The sequence below is a fragment of the Alkalihalobacillus sp. AL-G genome, from assembly GCF_030643805.1.
Taxonomy (GTDB): Bacteria; Bacillota; Bacilli; order Bacillales; family Fictibacillaceae; genus Pseudalkalibacillus.
Window position 1 is genome coordinate 3,933,615 of sequence record NZ_CP094656.1, and the last position, 17,736, is coordinate 3,951,350.

Below are 17,736 nucleotides of genomic sequence, written 5' to 3' on the forward strand. Positions count from 1 at the left end.
ACGGGGCTAACCCATTATGAGTCAGCCCCGCTTTCGTGTCCTAGTAAATTGTGTGTAAAAAAGATTAACTTAAGTTTACTCCAAATTGAAGCTATCGCACAGACCTTTCAGCCATTGTTCAAAAAAGGTTCAAAAACACGAAAAAACAGCTCTAGACATTCTAGAATTAATCGTTCTCTGAAAGTGCCCCTTTTAATTCATCGCTGGATTGAGTCCAAAATTCCTCATTATGGTCAATTAGGAATTGTTTTAACAGTTGCTTCGATTTGGCATCCATATGATTGACGACGATGCGCTTTTTCATAGCCTTATCCATATTGTTGACATGCTCTGGCATGCTTTTGTAGCCTCTTCTTGCTTCCGCATCAATTTGGAGCTCACAGCCTCCAAGACCTGCGTAGTGTGGACCTTCACCTGAGGCATCAACCATCACCCAAACCAGCCAGTACAGCTTCGGGTTCGGAGCATCCTCTCGATTTGATGTGAACTTTATTCGTTTTTCTACAGAACTCCGGGCATGCAGGGCGCCCATATCGATGAATACTTCCTCATCCTCTGGATTGACGAACACCGGGGTCAGATTATTCAAACTGATCGTCCCTACACCATAGCCACCATGACCATCCGTAGAGTCACCGCTTAAAATTGTGAAGCCTTGCTTCGCTTTTGGCTTGTTTTCATTTTTTTTATTGTTGTTATTATTGAAGAGATCTTTCACGTTCAAAACCTCCTAAAGTTACAGACGAATGATTTGATTTTATCTTATCATACTAAGGGTCGTTGGAAAAAGGCTGAAGTGTGCATACTGGATGAAAATGAAATCGAATAAACTTTTATGGGATTCCCTTGCATTTATCATAGAAAGCGAATATTATATTGGTTGCGTCATATAAATGTTCGTATTTGGGGGTATTTTCTTATGATATCAAGATTTTTTAAACTAGAAGAGAATGAAACAACGTTTAAAACCGAATTGATAGCTGGTTTAACAACGTTTTTAACAATGGTTTATATTATCGTAGTGAACCCAGTCATACTAAGTGATGCAGGTGCACCATTCAATGCAGTCTTTTTGGCAACAATCATTGCAACTGTAATTGGAACACTTTGGATGGGTTTGTTCGCAAATTATCCAATTGCAATCGCACCTGGAATGGGGCTTAATGCATACTTCGCATATTCAGTCGTCGGTGGAGGGGATATATCGTATACGGTTGCCTTCGGAGCTGTTTTCGTCTCTGGTATCCTATTCGTCATTCTTTCACTGACTCCATTTAGAGAAAAATTAATCGAAGCAATCCCGTCAAACTTGAAGTATGGAATTACAGCCGGAATTGGATTGTTCATTGCTTTTATCGGATTACGTTTGACAGGTCTCATCGTTGCACACCCGGTCAACCTTGTCGTACTCGGAGACCTTCACTCACCTACCGTCATTCTAACGCTTGTCGGACTTGCGATTACACTCGTGTTGATGGCGTTGAATGTAAATGGTGCATTGTTTTTTGGAATGATGGCAACTGGAGTGATCGCATATTTTACAGGTCAATTAGACTTTACAGGGAGTCCAATCGAGCTGCCTTCTGCTCCTGAAGCGTTTATTTTCGGAAGTCCGATCGCAGCTTTTACAGATATCATTCAATACGGTTTATATGCGGTCGTCTTTTCATTCTTACTGGTCACGATCTTTGATACAACTGGAACGATGATCGGAGTTGCTGAACAAGCTGGTTTGATGAAGGGGAATAAAATGCCACGTGCTCGTCAGGCGTTATTAGCGGATTCCGTTGCAACATCGGTCGGAGCGATTTTCGGGACAAGCCCGACAAGTGCATACATCGAGTCCTCTTCAGGGGTTGCTACAGGAGGGCGTACTGGTTTGACCAATATGGTTGTTGCAGTACTATTCATCTTGGCTGCATTCTTTTTACCGGTTGTCGAGGCCATTTCCGGACTTGCTGCGATAACTGCTCCGACGTTGATCATTGTCGGAAGCTTTATGCTCGGCAGTCTTGCGAAAATTGACTGGAACACACTTGATGAAGCATTCCCTGCATTCCTGATCATATTGACAATGCCTTTAACCTCCAGCATTGCAACTGGAATCGCACTCGGATTTATTTCGTATCCGTTACTGAAGATTGTAAAAGGAAAATGGCGTGAAGTTCATCCGCTCGTATTGGTGTTTACAGTATTATTCTTCATCCAGCTCGCCTTTTTACCGCATTGATCTAGAAAACATTTTATTATGGCGCCAAATCCCATTTATGCGGGTACGGCGTCATTTGATTTAGGCAGATAACTGCAATAATCCGAAATGAACTGCGAAAATCGAAACTAAACTGCGAAACTGAAAATTCAATAACAATAAGAATAGCTCCAAGCTTCAAAGGTCTAAAGTGACCCGAGAGGTAAAAAACGTCCTGCATGCTTCCGATTGCATGCAGGACATTCCTTTTATCATTCACTATCAGGTAAATAATCCTCTAGCTTGATCATCCGCTTTTGTGTTGACGGCGGACAGCTCAGATTATAATTGAAAATCTTCTTGTTGATCTCTTCAACAGATTTCCTTATGTTGTATTCGTTTTTATACTCAGCAAGCTCAAGCTTACGTTTTTCAATTTCCTTGTCTAGTTGGATCCACGGAGGTAGTACATTATTGTCTTTTAAAACTTTATTCAACTGACGCTCTGGATTGTAGGTCCAATCCCCGTCGAGATCGAGCGGCTTTCCTTTGCCCTTCAGGTTGTCAAAGGCGCCTTCTTTTTCTGCACGCTTGATGATTTCACCGATATGATCCTGGTATTGGATCTCATCCCCCAAAAGATGCTTACGACCGTGATGCTTTTTGGACAACTCATCATTTTCGTTCATATTCATCCCTCCTTACTTTATTTATACGCTTTTTAGAGGGATGTTCCTGTATGATAATCGTGCAAAACTGTGGCAAAGTCATGAACTTATATTAAGGTTTCAGCTCAGCTGACCTTTTTCTGTGTATCAGGCTCTTCTAAAGGTCATCAAACCCATTGTCCTCAGACACTTTCGTATATTGTCTGGACTTCTGCTCAAAGAAATCACTTTTCCCATCATTAATCGATTCGTACGCCTTTATCCATGGCATTGGATTTTTACGGTGTTCTGGAAAAGGCCGCTCTCCTCCAAGCTGATTCACACGTTTATTTGCGATGAACTTAATATAAGCATCTAATTCAGAGTACGTGATCCCGACAAATCGATCTCCTAAAATATAGTTACCCCATTTAATCTCCAAATTCGCTGCTTCAATAAAGGTTTTCTCGACAAAATGGTTTGCCTCCCGCATATCTAGTGAAAATTCGTCGCATACAGCTTGATAAATTTTCGTAAAAAGGTGTACATGGAGCTGCTCATCCCTGTTGATGTAATTAATCATCGTGGACGTTGACACCATCTTTTGGTTGCGTGCAAGATTGTAAAAGAAACTGAACCCTGAATAAAAATTCAATCCTTCCAAAACGACATCATAGACGATTGATCGCAAAAACGTTTCAGGTGTCGGATTGCTTACAAATCCCTCGTATCCATCGATGATAAATTCATTCCGCTCTCGTAATACGCCATCATGTTTCCAGTACTCGAAAATTTCATCCTGCTTCGATTTATCAACTAGGCTCGATAACACATATGAATAAGATTGATTGTGGACAACCTCTTGAAAAGATAACACAGTCATGAGTGCCGTTAAACTGGAGTCCGTCAAATAATTTGCGACACGGTTCGCATAATCAGTCTGGATGCTATCCAAAAATGCTAGTAACCCAATAATTTTGTTAAATGAGTCTTGCTCTTCAGCTGATAGCTCCGCATATTGTTTCCGATCGCTTGACATATTGATCTCGAACGGTGTCCAAAAGTTGGCGAGCATTTGCTTATATAGCGGATAAGCCCACGTGTATCTCACATCATCCCAGTTCAACACATTCGAGCTCTTCCCATTCAAAATACGTGTCGATGCATTTGGCGAATCGGGGGCATAAATCCTCCGTTCGGACAAGTTTTCAAAGGTACGATCAGCTTTCACAAGAATCACATCCTTCAAAATCCTCTTGGGAAGTTGAACGTACATAGTAGGTCGTTTTTAATCCCGATTGCCATGCAGACAAGTGAAGATCCAGCAAATCTTTTGCCTTTATATCGTGACGAACATAAAGATTGAACGAAACCGATTGGTCGATGTGACGCTGACGCGCGGCATTTTGACGGATACTCCACTTTTGGTCGATGTCGTAGGCACTTTTGTAATACCAGGTAGTTTCCGCCGATAAATCTGGTGCTGTGACTGGGATTTTAAAACTTTTCTTTTCTTCGGCATATTGCTTGCGGAAAATTGGATCGATACTTGCCGTCGATCCCGCAATGATACTGGTAGACGCATTCGGCGCAACTGCAAGTAGCCAGCCGTTTCGGATCCCTGTATCAGCAAGCTTTTCTTGAACCGATTTCCACCTGATACTCGTATACCCCCTATTTTCAAAGTATCGACCTGATTCCCAATCGCTGCCTTTAAAAACGGGATAAGCTCTTTTTTCAGCCGCAAGCTCAACGCTCGCCTTCACCGTCAAATAATGAATGTCCTCGTAAAGCCGATCAGCGAAAACGACTGCTTCCTCTGACTCCCATCGTATTCCCTGCTTTGCTAACAGATGATGCCACCCGAACGTCCCAAGGCCGATTGCACGGTATTTTTCATTCGTTTGGACCGCTTGTTTCACCTCGATTTTTGTGGAATTCAAGTCGATGACATTATCGAGCATCCGTACTTGAACTGGAATGACACGCTTAAGTACATCATCCTCAACCACACGTGCCAGCGAAAGACTTGATAAATTACAGACGACAAAATCTCCTGGCTGCTTTGTAACAATGATTTTTCCGTCGACTGTCGTTTCCTCTTCCACTATTGTCGGTGATTGATTTTGTGTGATTTCAGTGCACAAATTCGTACAATAGATGATTCCCTCATGACGGTTTGTATTCCAACGGTTCACCGTATCCTTGTAGAACATGAACGGTCCGCCTGTTTCAAGCTGAGAGACCATGATTCGCTTCATAATCTCGATTGCGGGAACACATTCCCTCGAGAGAAGCGGATGGCTTACGCATTGCTCGTACTTCTCCCGAAAGCTGCCCTTACCTTTTTCCTCATCATAAAAGTCGTCCAGTTCAAAGCCCATGACGTTCTTTACTTCATGTGGGTCGAATAAGTTCCATTCCTCACGATTTTCGACTTTTTCCATAAAAAGATCTGGAATGGCAACCCCGGTAAAAAGATCATGCGTCCGTTGGCGTTCATCTCCATTGTTCAATTTCGCATCCAGAAACGGAAAAATATCTTTACCGAATACAGGATAATAGACAGCAATCGCGCCGTTCCTTTGACCGAGTTGATCGACATTCACAGCTGTCGTGTTCAGTTGCTTCATCCAGGCAAGTACGCCGCTCGATGTATTTTTGAATCCTCTAATATCCGAGCCTTTACTACGGATTTTTCCGAGGTAGACACCAATTCCACCACCTGCTTTACTCAGCATCGCAATATCGGTGTTCGAATCATAAATTCCTCTTAAACTGTCATCAACCGTATCGATAAAGCAAGAGCTTAACTGGCCGTGTGCTTTCCCGGCATTTGCGAGAGTCGGGGTTGCCACTGTCATATACAGGTTCGATAGAGCCCAGTAGGCTTCTTTTACAAGCTTAAGACGTTTCGGTTCCGGCTCAGGAATCATCAATGTCATCGCAATGATCATCCACCGTTCCTGAGGCAGCTCGTATAATCTCCCATCATGATCACGGGCCAGATAACGATCGGCAAGCATCCGTAAACCTGCGTAGGTGAACTGTTCATCTCGTGAAGGCACGAATATAGATTCAAGCTCATCAATCGCTTCCCTAGAATAAGCTTCCAACAATGTAGGATCATAAATTTTCATCGCCACCAATTGCTCGATCAATCCATAAAAATCCCCGTATCCCATTGCTTTTTTACGATTTTCCGCTGCCTCCCTATATAGGATTTCGCTGTAGAAACCAGCACACACATATGTCCAACCCGGCTCATCCTGGGTCACATTGGAAAGTCCATTTAAAATGAGCTGGTTGAGAAGCTCCAAATCACCCTGAATGCTCGTTTCATTTGCTTGTCCGATAACCTTGCCAGAAAACCCTTTTACATCTAATTCTGGAAATCTAATTGTGAGTTTTTCCAATAAACCTTGAAGTTCGTTTGAGATTTCCTTCTTAACCGGTAGTGTAGTCATACGCTCTCCTCCTAAACTGTTTTCGCCAAATAAAAAAACCACCCGGGATCGAGTGGTTGAAACGTAGACATTAGGATAAACGAACGATTGACTCATAATGATTTTGACTTCTTATGAAATAGAAGCCACAGTCCAGTCCTGACGCCAACGTTTCAGCCCTCAATCCCCGAAGAATTGAAACGGTCGAAAGCAGGCAGGTCTACTGACTTATGCTTCTTCCTACTAGGATCCTTCCCATATAAGTGCCTTACCTTAAATAATAGTTCAAAAAGAAGAACTATCTCTTAAGACTGACTTATACAGTGGTATGTATCCGTTCGTCCACAATTACAGTTGCGGGGACAGTTCTGGATTTTCACCAAATTCCCTATTATGAGGTGGTTTGGAATAGCAGAATTTCCGTATACATCGGACGATTCCGATTCCCTTAACTCACTCTCACCTGTCAATCGATTACAACATATTGTATTGTTATATTTACTTTCGCACTAAATATAGTGTGCGTCAAGTGTTTCCTTTTAAAAATAATAGCCGGTCAACCATGATAATACTAGTTGACAAAGCTCTTAAACTATCTTTTAGGTAGTTGGAATGTTCGCTCTAAGCTCTTCAATATATTGGAACGCTTCTTCAATCTCTTCATCCGTATATTTCTGCTTCTGTTTAACGGTTTTAACCTTTTCAGCAATCTCTTCCTTTTGAAGGTGGTCAAAATACATAATCGTCGAAATCAGCTCTAAAATCCGGGAAGGCTGCTCGTTCATTAATGTGACACATGCCTTTAACGATGAGAGATCGAGCTCATAATGCTTCAGAAAGCTTCCACCCTCTTCCGTCAGCGCATAACGATACTGGTAATAGCCTCCAACCTTCTCCTTCATCTCCTCGAGAAAACCTAGATTGCAAAGCTCCTCTACACGCAATGTCAGCTCTTCGGAATAAGGTCCGTAAAAGTGAAACTGATACTTTTCACAAAATGGAAAATTTAATTTTTTGGCGATATAAACCATCTTCTGCAGCTTCTTACGCCCCACTACTTCCCTCGCATAATCGAACAAGGCAATCAATCGTGCATGATCTTCTAGCACACCGAGTCCCCTCCTATAATTCTAAAAATTCTCCGATCTTTTTCTTTAATGCTTGATTTTTTATTTTCTCAATTAAGTCGGCTGGATAATAAAGCTTATGATCTGTCCGTTTTTTTCCGGATATCGATTCAACTACGGTTGATTCCCGCGAAAGCTCCCTGTATTCCCCGGATTTCGTCAGCAGGTGTATCGGCAAACGTTCTTCCTCTTCTCCTGGCCGGTAAAAATCGTAGGGAAGGTCTGATGAAGAATCGACAACTAGGTAATAATCAGGGTCGATCCCCGCCTGGACAAAATACGTATGAAGCTTATGCCAAGCACTCATATGAACGGTCGGGTTAAACTCCATATACTTGAAGAGTCGTCGATTCGAAAACCGTTCACACAGATCCCTTAGGATTTCGTCCTCTTCCTCCTGCCACGCTTGGAAGTAGTATTGTATAATACCTTCATCAAGTTTTATGTAATCGTCTAGGTCGACTTTTCCATTAAATAAAGTAATAAAGTGGAGCGGTTCAAGCTTAAAGGTGTATCCTTCCTTATATAGCGCCTTGGCACGATGAAGGATCTTGGATAAAATGACCTCTGCACTTCTAGTAACAGGGTGAAAATAGACCTGCCAGTACATCTGATACCGACTCATAATATAATCCTCGACTGCATGCATTCCGCTCTGCTTGATCACCACTTGGTCCTCCTGCGGGCGCATCACACGCAAAATACGCTCAATATCGAACTGACCGTAACTGACACCTGTAAAATAAGCATCGCGTAGCAAGTAATCCATTCGGTCGGCATCGATTTGGCTTGAAATCATACTGACGACAAGTTTATTTTCGTACGTTTTTGCGATGACCTCTGATACCTTTTTCGGAAAATCAGTATCTACCTTTTTTAAAACTGTGTTGACCTCCGTATCCCCGAGGATGATCTGTTGGGTGAATTGTTCATGATCCAAACCGAATACTTTTTCAAATGAATGGGAGTAAGGACCATGGCCGACATCATGCAACAATGCTGCTGAAAGACAAAGTAACCGTTCCTCATCATTCCAGTTGGGCTTCCCTTGAAAGATTTCTACTATACGACGTACAATCTCATAGACACCAAGTGAGTGACTGAACCGACTGTGCTCAGCACCATGAAACGTCAAAAATGTCGTACCAAGCTGCCGGATCCTCCGTAACCTTTGAAATTCTTTCGTTCCGATCAGGTCCCAAATCAATCGATCGCGTACGTGGACATAACGATGGACCGGATCTTTAAATACTTTTTCTTCCTCTAATTGTTGCAGCTTGTAGCTCATTTTCCGTCTCGTTCTCCTTTCGTACACGCAAATCCTTCTATAATGAAAACGTAGATGTTTTTTTATCGACAATATCTAAATTATATATTCTTCAAATCAAAATGAAAACCTTCCTCACGATTCGATTTGTTTCGAGTCTGCTCGCCGTGCCTATTCTGACTTTGAAAATAAGTTTTGCAAGTACTCAATTACTATAAACGCTTTTTTCTACACCAATAAAAGCCCCGCGCCGGATCGCTCTGTGAAGTAATAGCACGTTTTCAGGACACTATCTCCTAGAATGTGTTTTCTCCTGTGATATCTATTAGAAGTTACGCTAAACAATTCAAAAGTGACCCAGCAGCAGATCTGTGCCACTGGGTCACTTTTGAATTTATAATTTCTGGATGTCACCATTCCCATTAAATATCGAGTTCAGGTTCTGTCTGCGGTTTCCCGCCGTGCTTCTCTTCCGACTTACTCACAATGACAGCGCACGATGCATCTCCTGTGATGTTGACTGCAGTCCGTGTCATGTCAAGTAAACGGTCGACACCGAGCACAAGCCCAATCGCCTCGACTGGTAAATTCACCGACTTTAACACCATCGCGAGCATAATCAAGCCGACTCCCGGCACACCCGCTGTACCGATACTAGCAAGCACTGCGGTCAAAACAACTGTAATCAGCTGAGGCAGTGAAAGATCCACCCCATAAACCTGCGCGATGAATACCGTAGCTACACCCTGCATGATTGCGGTACCGTCCATGTTGATCGTCGCACCAAGCGGTTGAACGAAGCTGCTGATCTGCTTCGGAACCTTCAAGTTTTCCTGGGCCGTTTTCATGGATACTGGCAAAGTGCCGCTGCTGCTGGACGTACTGAATGCTACCGACATAGCTGGAGCAAACCCTTTGAAGAATGCAATCGGATTCATTTTACCGAGCGTAGAAACAGCCGTTCCATACGTCAGGATCGCATGAATGAATAAGCCTAGTAAAACCGTACCGAAATAAAGCCCCATCGCTTTCAGAGCATCGAGTCCGAAGCTTCCGACCGCAGATGCAATCAACGCAAATGCACCATAAGGAGCAAGCAGCATGACAATATTGACAAGATACATGAGAATATCGTTACCTTCTTCTAAAAACCGATGAACCGTCTTCGTCTTTTCCTTCAGAACTGCCACTGCAAAGCCGACAAAAATAGCGAAAGCGATGATTTGCAGCATGTCCCCTTTTGCCATTGCGTCAACCGGGTTTGTCGGAATGATATTCAAGATCGTCTCGACAACAGGCGGCTTTTCGGAATCTTCCTTAAAGGTCGCTTGTTCAGTATCGAATCCTCCGCCTGCACCAGGCTGAATCAAAAGTGCTAATGAAAGTGCAATCGCAAGAGCAATCGTCGTCGTGATCAGAAAATAACCTATCGTCTTCCCACCGATCCGACCGAGCTTTTTCGGGTCTCCGATTCCCGCTGCACCAAGTGCGATCGAGAAAAACACAATCGGGACTACAAGCATTTTAATCAGGTTCAAAAATAGTGTCCCTACTGGGCTGAATACGTATTTATCGAGCACCTCGAATGCTCCAGGTGCAAATAGGTTAAGTATAATACCTAGAACGATACCTACAACTAGTCCAATTACGATTTTTATACTTAATTTCATCTGCGTTCCTCCCATCGATGTAATGTTCCACGGTACATTTTCTAACGCATTTAAATACTTGTCAAATGTAAATATCAAGGAATTCGTATGTTCATTCGTCCTTCATCGCGTTAACATACTGATATGAAAGCGTTTGTAAATTTCTACCTTGCTAGAAACTAACAGTTAAATAAGCCTACTGAACTATATTTTTTTATTAGAATTAACGTATTTATTCCCTAAAACCCCAATATGAAACCATTTTATTTTCAACATTCATACCAATATAATGTCCATAAGTCATTGTGATATAATTAAACGGTTGAACTAGTAAAAGGGGTAGGATGTATGATTAAGCAGCATTCCTCCATAACGGAGCTTTTCAAACAGCCAACTTGGCGTATTATAGATCAATCGACACTCGGATCTTCCTTCCACGCTCTGCAGTCGTTTGCGATGGATGATACGTTGTGCACCTCGATCGGTAGTGAAGATGCACCTCCGACTGTAAGGGCATGGGTCCATCCGAAAACCGTCGTGCTCGGCATACAGGACAGTCGTGTTCCCTTTTTGACTGAAGGCTTACAGTTTTTACAGAACCAAGGCTATGAAGTGATTGTACGAAACTCTGGAGGTCTTGCAGTCGTGTTGGATGAAGGGGTTTTGAACCTCTCACTCGTTGTTCCAGAAAAAGAACGGCGAATTGGGATTGATTCCGGGTATGAAGCAATGGCACACTTGACGGCAAACCTGCTTTCCCCATACGGCCTCACGTTTGATACAAAGGAAATTGCCACCTCGTATTGTCCGGGAAAATTCGATTTGAGCGTCGATGGAAAAAAATTCGCTGGCATTTCGCAGCGCCGCTTACGCGGAGGAGTTGCAGTACAGATTTATTTATGTGTTAACGGGTCTGGAGCTTCACGAGCTGAATTAGTCAAAGGTTTTTACAATCGGGCACTTCAAGAGTCTGAAACGAAATTCACCTACCCATCTGTTGATCCGAATGTAATGGCATCGCTTGAGGAGCTTACCGGAAAGTCCGTTCAAGTATCCGACCTTATGAAAGGGCTTCTCTCCTTTTTAAAAATGCAAGGGGCTGAACTGCTCTCATCCCAGTTATCGGTGTCCGAGATCAACCTGTATGATTTTTATTTGAAACGTGTCGTCGAACGGAATGAAAAAGCGATGAACTCCTAAATAGAGTCCATCGCTTTTGTTTTTGGTAAGTTTTTGATTTTATAGCATAGATGTACTGTCTAGCTGCAGCGCCTAGGTGCTCGATTCTTCCACAAACACAAAAATCGTGTTGTGTTGCAGAATCTCCAGCGCTTGCACTCACAAGCACAAGTGCAACTAAGCTAGGCGCTTTCGCTTTTCTAAATTATCTCTGTAATGCCTGCATTGCCGTTATCAACGCGAGCTTGTACACATCCTCAGCATCACAGCCTCTTGAAAGGTCGTTGACCGGCTTGTTGAGTCCTTGCAATACAGGACCTATCGCCTCATACCCACCGAGTCGCTGAACCATTTTATATCCGATATTACCCGCTTCAAGCCCTGGAAAAACAAACACATTCGCCCTTCCCTTAAGTGGCGATTTCGGTGCTTTCTTTGCTGCCACATCCGGTACGAAGGCAGCGTCGAACTGCAGCTCCCCATCAAAAGCAAAATCAATCTCCAGTTCTTCTAACAGCTGTACCGCTTCTCTTACCTTATCTGTCTCAGCCGATTTTGCTGACCCTTTAGTCGAAAAGCTGAGCAACGCAACCTTAGGATCGATTCCAAACACTCTGGCTGTTTCCGCACTTGTTGATGCAATTTCGGCAAGGTCCGATGCAGAGGGATTGATATTGATTGCACAGTCGGCAAACACATATTTTTCATCCTCTTTTACCATTAAAAAAGCACCGGACGTACGTTTGATTCCTTCTTTTGTTTTGATAATTTGTAATGCCGGGCGAACCGTGTCAGCTGTGGAATGTACGGCACCACTTATGAGACCATCCGCTTTCCCTGAATAAATGAGCATCGTTCCGAAGTAATTGACGTCCTGTAAAATTTCCCTCGCTTCATGCTCATTCACTTTACCCTTTCGACGTTCCACAAACATCTTTACAAGTTCCTCAAAGCCCTCGTAGGTTTCTGGTGTCAACATCTCTGCATTCTCCAAACTCACACCAGATTCCTCAAGACGCTTCTGTATTGTGTCCTTGTCCCCGATCAAGATCGGCTTAAGGATTTTTTCTTTCGCAAGACGAATTGCAGCTTCTAAAACCCGTTCATCTGTACCTTCCGGAAAAACAATGGTCGGGTAAGCCGCCTTCAGCCTATACTCCATTGTTGAAAACATGGTACTCATCGTACCCCTCCTACTACTTCTAATTTCAAATCTAACCAATGATTATTTGACTAGCTATTCCATACATTTCCTAGATTACTCTTTTTTAATCATCCACGAAACCGATAAATTTTGAAGAAGGAGATTTTCCGAAGATTTTCTGAAACCTGTTCTAAGGACAATTCGTAAACATAGGAGAACGAAAAGGTATGTTCAAAATTGAGAGGAGAATGTTACATGTCATTTGTAAACCGTATGCTTGCAAGTGTTGGAATCGGATCAGCTGTTGTTGATACAAAATTGGAAGGGAACACTTTTTATGCCGGTGAAACGATTGAGGGTGTCGTCGAGATTAAAGGAGGTAAAGTCGATCAACACATCGATGAAATAAACCTCTATCTCATGACTCAATATGTTCGTGAGGTAGATGATCGAAAAGTGACGCAATCTCATACCCTAGACTCGTTCCAGGTTGCTCAGGATATTACCGTTTCAGAGGGTGAACAAAAGAAAATCCCATTTAAGTTACCCCTTCCACTTGATGTTCCCGTTACGATTGGAAAAACACCCGTATGGTTAAAAACAGGACTGGACATCAAACAAGCTGTTGACCCGAAGGATGAGGACTATATCACAATCAAACCGACCGAGCTTTCTGAAAAAGTTTTGGATGCAATTGAACAACTCGGTTTCAGACTCCGTAAATCAAGTTGTGTCCATGTTAAAAGACATCTGCAAAATAACAGACCTTTCGTACAGGAATTTGAATTCATTCCGACGTCGGGACCATTCAACCGTGACTTGGATGAGCTAGAGGTCGTGTTTTTCCCTGAACAAGATCGTGTCCGTTTAATGATTGAGGTTGATAAGCGCGGAAAAGGATTATTCGGGCTTTTAGAGGAAGCACTCGATGTCGATGAGCAAAAATCAATGCTCACCATTACTCGTGCAGAGGTATCGGATACTGGGTCATTGCAAAGAACACTCGAAAACCACATTCGACGTTACGTTTAAATACATTTTTTGTGCAGCCAGACCGAAATTTGATGGTTTTGTGTCAGCTTTTAATGTCAGGGACAAACTGTGGTATGATAGAAACGGCAAAGCATAATTAAACATTTTATAGTCTATATAAAAGGAGTGTCTTGTGATGAGCGAAGCTGCCAAAACATTAGATGGCTGGTATTGTTTACACGATTTCCGTACTATGAATTGGGCTGCATGGAAAGCCTTGTCAAGTGAAGAGCGTGAGCAAGCAACAAATGAGCTGCTAACCTTTCTGGAAAAATGGGAAGTAACAGAAGCCCAAAAGAACGGGAGCCACGCATTGTATTCAATAGTAGGACAAAAAGCTGACTTTATGATCATGCTTCTCCGCCCTACTGTGGAAGAACTGAACGAAATCGAAACTGCATTCAATAAAACAACATTCGCTGAATATACGTTACCTGTCTATTCGTATGTTTCAGTTGTTGAATTGAGTAACTATATGGCTTCTAAAGACGTAGATCCGGAAACAGACCCGATGATCCAAGGGCGGCTTAAGCCTGCACTTCCGAAGTGGAACCATGTGTGCTTCTACCCTATGGATAAGCGCCGTGAAGGCAGTGATAACTGGTATATGCTTTCTATGGATGAGCGTCGTGATATGATGCGCAAGCATGGTATGATCGGCCGAGGCTATGCAGGAAAGGTTAAACAAATCATTACCGGATCAGTTGGATTTGACGACTGGGAGTGGGGAGTAACCTTGTTTTCGAACGATGTACTCCAATTCAAGAAACTCGTTTATGAAATGCGCTTTGATGAAGTGAGTGCACGCTTTGGCGAGTTTGGTTCCTTCTATGTCGGGAACATCCTGCCAAAAGAAAAAGTAAGCTCTTACCTTGCTATATAAAACTGAATGTACGTTTAGCAAGCACCTCTTTCATTAAGGGGTGCTTTTTTATGTACTACTGGACTCTTGCTTCGGGGTGAAGGCGGTTCAACTAGATGATTTACGAGCGTAAATCTACCTTTAACCGGTACATCAAATTGCCATGCGGACACTTTTACCGTGATTCCGCTTGAAACTGTCTCCTTAAACCCGCAGAACCCCGAAATATACATCAGAACCTATCATTCGGATTGGATAAAAAGTCATCTTTAAAATGTTCCCTTTTCCTCGAGCTCCTCGTAACCCACGCTTACTGTAGACTGTCATCATTTTGCCTATGCAAACATAAGAATAGTATGTGTAATTTGTGCAGATATGTAGTGGATAATCAAGGAGGTGACACGTTTGGCAGTCATAAAAGCACCCCCATCTGCTGTCAAGCTACTCGCAAGGCTCATGCGTGCAGAGGCTGAGGCCGATGGTAAGCTTGGAATGTTGATGGTTGGTAATACTGGAGTCAATCGCGTACGAGGGGATTGCATGGATTTTAAAAACATTGATACGGTTCGCGATATGGTGTTTCAGTCACCCGGAGGATTTGAAGCTACCCAAAAAGGTTATTTTTATCAGCGGGCAAGGCAAAGTGAAATTAAACTTGCGAGAAAGGCGGTTGCAGGGAAAAGATATCACCCTGCATCGTACTCCCTTTGGTTCTTTAAGCCTGCAGGAAGCTGCCCTGCTCAATGGTTCAACCAATGGAACACTGGGCGCTTTAAATCACATTGTTTCTATAAACCGACTGAATCAAATTGTCCTGGGGTTTATTCTACCTATTAAAACATCACCGCATCGTTGAACTGACTCACATTGTGTCAGCCCAAAAGTTGACTTAGTTAACTTCCTATTAACACGAAACTTTCTTTTAAGTGTCATAACTTAAACGAGCTCGGAGTATATCTGATTAATAGAAGTCTCATTGAAATAGGGAGGTCTTTTATGAATTATCCGTATTATCGGCAAGGTCAAGGAGGAATGGGCGGTTTTCCGATGGGCATGAATCAGGGCGGTATGAACCAAGGGGCGGGTTTTCCGATGGGTACCAATCAAGGAGCGGGTTTTCCGGCGGGCATGGCTCAACCTGGAGCACCTGGAGCCTTTCCATCAGGGATACCAGGGCAAGTAGCGGAACAGCTTCCTGTCGAGCAGTCTTATATCGAGAATATTTTACGGCTCAATCGTGGAAAAGTCGGAACCTTTTATATGACATTTGAAGGTAATCCGAAATGGACTGCGAAGATTTTTAAGGGAGTTATCGAAGCTGCTGGACGGGATCACATTATTATCAGTGATCCTGAGACAGGGAAAAGGTACCTGCTGTTGATGGTTTATCTTGATTATGTAACTTTTGATGAGGAAATTGAGTATAGCTATCCTTACGGTGGTCAAAGTGAACAAATTACAACGTATTCACCTAGGTGATGATTCGTTATAGCACCTGGTCAGGAGCTATTAACGGGATTATTTGTTCAACATAACATTATAATTATGAAAGAGATGCCTCCCTGAGAGACATCTCTTTTAGCGTTTGTGGCTATGCTTTCAACACAGCAATAACAATTAATAGCCAGCCGACAATAAATGCCATTCCGCCAAACGGGGTAATGATCCCAAGCTTCGAAATTCCAGTTACGCTTAGAACATAAAGACTTCCTGAAAAAAGGACGATCCCGATCAACATGAGCCACCCTGCCCAATGAATCAATGCAGAACCAGTGAATTTATCTGCTAAAAAGGCGACGACAAACAGACCGAGTGCATGAAAGATATGGTATTGCACCCCTGTTTTAAACACTTCCATCATTTTGGCAGAAAGCTTCGATTCGAGTCCATGGGCACCAAACGCTCCTAAAATAACCGACAATCCAGCGTTGACCGCACCGAGTAAAATAAACAATTTGAACATTTCACTTCTCCTACCTATTCGTTCTATATTTTGGGTTTTTTTCAATCAAGATAACGAGTACATGCTTTCATGTTAAATCATCCACTGGTTCTTGCCAACTAATCGCCGCATAGATTCGAAGTATTGTCACCTTTTTTCTTAGATGAAAACGATTGTTCAGCAGAGTTTTCAACCTTCTCTAACAGCTCACGACCTTCCTTCGACTTTTGCAGCATGTCCCGTAACGATGGAATGCGATCTGTGTCGTAAGTGCTAACAGCTTCAAATATTTTAAGTTTAACCTCCTGCTCCACATCCTCCTGATATCTCGTTTCCATCGATTTCACCGTTTGCTTGATTTTCGGTTCAAACCGATCAATCAGTTCCTGGAAGGCATCAGGATCATTTTGCTTTGCGCTTTTTACTAACTGAAGCAGGTTCATCGTGTTCCTCCCCTCGTTGCTTCTGGATCAGTTCACTCAACACCTCTATCGATTGTTCAAGCTTATAAAGTCGTTTGTCATTCTGAAGCAACAGATAGAGGGCCACAACAGCAGGGAAACCGACATTCGGTATTAAATTAAACCAGCCCACAATACTTGTTCCATCAAGCATATTTGTTCCCCTCCATCCGTAATTGAAGCTGTTCTAACGCACGGCGGTGTGTCTTTGATATCGATTGTGGACTAACACGAAGATGGTTGGCGATTTCCTTCAGCTTCCATCCCTCCTGGTAGTAGAGTTCAACAATTTTTTTCTGGTTGGTTGTCAAGCCATTGATCGCTTCAAATAGGGTCGGGCAAGCGATCTGATTTTGATCCAACGCAGAATTCATCCAGATTCCTACCTGCTCCATTTCAACCGGTTGATCATCTAAAATTCGGGACTGGCCTCTCCGTTGCTTTCGGATGTAATTAATGGCTTGGAAATAAATCATTCGTGATACGTAATGAACAAAGCGACATTCGAAGCAAAAAGCTCTAAATTGAACATCTATCCGTTTAAATTGTTCCATCGCAGGGTTTTCAATCAGTTTCATCATCTCTCTCTTGTTTTCTGGACATTGTAAAAATGCAGATAAGAAATCTTGTTGACCTGCGATTTCATTAAAGAGCCGCTGTTTGGTCTTTGTCATGTTCGAATCAACTCCTTTATCTGTAAAGCAAGTCCACGGGTTAAAAAAACAAACAAAATACGAACATTTGTTCCTGTTTTTTAGTATAAAAAACGAACACACTTTTAGCAATGAGGCT

18 protein-coding genes and 1 riboswitch are annotated in these 17,736 nt (G+C 42.7%); of the genes, 6 read left to right on the forward strand and 12 right to left on the reverse strand.

Annotation, left to right across the window (positions count from 1 at the left end; all coding sequences use genetic code 11):
• Positions 1–166 precede the first annotated feature (166 nt).
• Positions 167–718: a YwhD family protein gene (locus MOJ78_RS19850; protein WP_304979051.1), complete on the reverse strand. Its 552-nt coding sequence runs from the start codon at positions 716–718 to the stop codon at positions 167–169.
• Positions 719–919: 201 nt separating this feature from the next.
• Here MOJ78_RS19850 and MOJ78_RS19855 point away from each other — a divergent pair, with 201 nt between their 5' ends.
• Positions 920–2,230 carry an NCS2 family permease gene (locus MOJ78_RS19855; protein ID WP_304979052.1) on the forward strand — a complete coding sequence of 437 codons (1,311 nt, stop codon included), beginning with the start codon at positions 920–922 and terminating at the stop codon, positions 2,228–2,230.
• Between the two features lie 230 nt (positions 2,231–2,460).
• Here the strand turns inward: MOJ78_RS19855 and MOJ78_RS19860 are convergent, their stop codons facing one another.
• The 6 genes from MOJ78_RS19860 to MOJ78_RS19885 form a co-directional block, all read right to left on the reverse strand.
• Positions 2,461–2,877 (reverse strand): DnaJ family domain-containing protein, encoded by a 417-nt coding sequence (locus tag MOJ78_RS19860; protein WP_304979053.1) that lies wholly within the window; start codon positions 2,875–2,877, stop codon positions 2,461–2,463.
• Positions 2,878–3,013: 136 nt separating this feature from the next.
• Entirely contained in the window at positions 3,014–4,066 is a 1,053-nt protein-coding gene (locus MOJ78_RS19865; protein WP_304979054.1) for a ribonucleotide-diphosphate reductase subunit beta, read from the reverse strand.
• Entirely contained in the window at positions 4,056–6,302 is a 2,247-nt protein-coding gene (locus MOJ78_RS19870; RefSeq protein WP_304979055.1) for a ribonucleoside-diphosphate reductase subunit alpha, read from the reverse strand. Before MOJ78_RS19870 ends, MOJ78_RS19865 begins: the two co-directional genes overlap by 11 nt.
• Positions 6,303–6,476: 174 nt before the next feature.
• A riboswitch (cobalamin riboswitch) is annotated at positions 6,477–6,709 on the reverse strand.
• A 171-nt stretch (positions 6,710–6,880) separates the two neighbouring features.
• Complete coding sequence (locus MOJ78_RS19875; RefSeq protein ID WP_304979056.1) at positions 6,881–7,390, reverse strand: YwgA family protein; 510 nt, start codon at positions 7,388–7,390, stop codon at positions 6,881–6,883.
• A gap of 13 nt (positions 7,391–7,403) precedes the next feature.
• Entirely contained in the window at positions 7,404–8,696 is a 1,293-nt protein-coding gene (locus MOJ78_RS19880; protein WP_304979057.1) for an HD domain-containing protein, read from the reverse strand.
• Positions 8,697–9,097: 401 nt separating this feature from the next.
• A complete protein-coding gene (locus tag MOJ78_RS19885; protein ID WP_304979058.1) occupies positions 9,098–10,345 on the reverse strand; it encodes a dicarboxylate/amino acid:cation symporter in 1,248 nt (415 codons plus the stop codon).
• A 327-nt stretch (positions 10,346–10,672) separates the two neighbouring features.
• Here MOJ78_RS19885 and MOJ78_RS19890 point away from each other — a divergent pair, with 327 nt between their 5' ends.
• Entirely contained in the window at positions 10,673–11,524 is an 852-nt protein-coding gene (locus tag MOJ78_RS19890; protein ID WP_304979059.1) for an octanoyl-[GcvH]:protein N-octanoyltransferase, read from the forward strand.
• A gap of 184 nt (positions 11,525–11,708) precedes the next feature.
• On the opposite strand, the gene pta is transcribed toward MOJ78_RS19890, so the two are convergent.
• Positions 11,709–12,686, reverse strand: coding sequence for a phosphate acetyltransferase (gene pta, locus MOJ78_RS19895; RefSeq protein ID WP_304979060.1), 978 nt, complete (start codon positions 12,684–12,686; stop codon positions 11,709–11,711).
• Positions 12,687–12,902: 216 nt separating this feature from the next.
• Here pta and MOJ78_RS19900 point away from each other — a divergent pair, with 216 nt between their 5' ends.
• From MOJ78_RS19900 to gerQ, 4 genes are all read left to right on the forward strand, one after another.
• Positions 12,903–13,679 carry a sporulation protein gene (locus MOJ78_RS19900; protein ID WP_304979061.1) on the forward strand — a complete coding sequence of 259 codons (777 nt, stop codon included), beginning with the start codon at positions 12,903–12,905 and terminating at the stop codon, positions 13,677–13,679.
• Between the two features lie 136 nt (positions 13,680–13,815).
• Entirely contained in the window at positions 13,816–14,562 is a 747-nt protein-coding gene (gene hemQ / locus MOJ78_RS19905) for a hydrogen peroxide-dependent heme synthase (RefSeq protein WP_304979062.1), read from the forward strand.
• Between the two features lie 384 nt (positions 14,563–14,946).
• Entirely contained in the window at positions 14,947–15,378 is a 432-nt protein-coding gene (locus MOJ78_RS19910) for a cell wall hydrolase (RefSeq protein WP_304979063.1), read from the forward strand.
• A gap of 159 nt (positions 15,379–15,537) precedes the next feature.
• Positions 15,538–16,020, forward strand: coding sequence for a spore coat protein GerQ (gene gerQ / locus MOJ78_RS19915; RefSeq protein WP_370529747.1), 483 nt, complete (start codon positions 15,538–15,540; stop codon positions 16,018–16,020).
• Between the two features lie 112 nt (positions 16,021–16,132).
• Here the strand turns inward: gerQ and MOJ78_RS19920 are convergent, their stop codons facing one another.
• The 4 genes from MOJ78_RS19920 to MOJ78_RS19935 all read right to left on the reverse strand — a co-directional run bounded on the left by MOJ78_RS19920 (position 16,133) and on the right by MOJ78_RS19935 (position 17,618).
• Complete coding sequence (locus MOJ78_RS19920) at positions 16,133–16,504, reverse strand: DUF423 domain-containing protein (protein WP_304979064.1); 372 nt, start codon at positions 16,502–16,504, stop codon at positions 16,133–16,135.
• A gap of 98 nt (positions 16,505–16,602) precedes the next feature.
• Positions 16,603–16,926, reverse strand: coding sequence for an RNA polymerase sigma factor (locus tag MOJ78_RS19925; RefSeq protein ID WP_304979065.1), 324 nt, complete (start codon positions 16,924–16,926; stop codon positions 16,603–16,605).
• A complete protein-coding gene (locus MOJ78_RS19930) occupies positions 16,886–17,098 on the reverse strand; it encodes a YvrJ family protein (protein ID WP_304979066.1) in 213 nt (70 codons plus the stop codon). The genes MOJ78_RS19925 and MOJ78_RS19930 overlap by 41 nt, the downstream gene beginning before the upstream one ends.
• Entirely contained in the window at positions 17,091–17,618 is a 528-nt protein-coding gene (locus tag MOJ78_RS19935) for a sigma-70 family RNA polymerase sigma factor (protein WP_304979067.1), read from the reverse strand. The genes MOJ78_RS19930 and MOJ78_RS19935 overlap by 8 nt, the downstream gene beginning before the upstream one ends.
• Between the last annotated feature and the right edge of the window lie 118 nt (positions 17,619–17,736).

Bases quoted from the DNA above. Each gene is read 5' to 3' on its own strand.
- MOJ78_RS19925 (WP_304979065.1), bottom strand. From the start codon at position 16,926: ATGAACCTGCTTCAGTTAGTAAAAAGCGCAAAGCAAAATGATCCTGAT.
- MOJ78_RS19920 (WP_304979064.1), bottom strand. From the start codon at position 16,504: ATGTTCAAATTGTTTATTTTACTCGGTGCGGTCAACGCTGGATTGTCG.
- MOJ78_RS19885 (WP_304979058.1), bottom strand. From the start codon at position 10,345: ATGAAATTAAGTATAAAAATCGTAATTGGACTAGTTGTAGGTATCGTT.
- MOJ78_RS19930 (WP_304979066.1), bottom strand. From the start codon at position 17,098: ATGCTTGATGGAACAAGTATTGTGGGCTGGTTTAATTTAATACCGAAT.
- gerQ (WP_370529747.1), top strand. From the start codon at position 15,538: ATGAATTATCCGTATTATCGGCAAGGTCAAGGAGGAATGGGCGGTTTT.
- hemQ (WP_304979062.1), top strand. From the start codon at position 13,816: ATGAGCGAAGCTGCCAAAACATTAGATGGCTGGTATTGTTTACACGAT.
- MOJ78_RS19870 (WP_304979055.1), bottom strand. From the start codon at position 6,302: ATGACTACACTACCGGTTAAGAAGGAAATCTCAAACGAACTTCAAGGT.
- pta (WP_304979060.1), bottom strand. From the start codon at position 12,686: ATGAGTACCATGTTTTCAACAATGGAGTATAGGCTGAAGGCGGCTTAC.
- MOJ78_RS19935 (WP_304979067.1), bottom strand. From the start codon at position 17,618: ATGACAAAGACCAAACAGCGGCTCTTTAATGAAATCGCAGGTCAACAA.
- MOJ78_RS19900 (WP_304979061.1), top strand. From the start codon at position 12,903: ATGTCATTTGTAAACCGTATGCTTGCAAGTGTTGGAATCGGATCAGCT.
- MOJ78_RS19890 (WP_304979059.1), top strand. From the start codon at position 10,673: ATGATTAAGCAGCATTCCTCCATAACGGAGCTTTTCAAACAGCCAACT.
- MOJ78_RS19855 (WP_304979052.1), top strand. From the start codon at position 920: ATGATATCAAGATTTTTTAAACTAGAAGAGAATGAAACAACGTTTAAA.
- MOJ78_RS19860 (WP_304979053.1), bottom strand. From the start codon at position 2,877: ATGAACGAAAATGATGAGTTGTCCAAAAAGCATCACGGTCGTAAGCAT.
- MOJ78_RS19880 (WP_304979057.1), bottom strand. From the start codon at position 8,696: ATGAGCTACAAGCTGCAACAATTAGAGGAAGAAAAAGTATTTAAAGAT.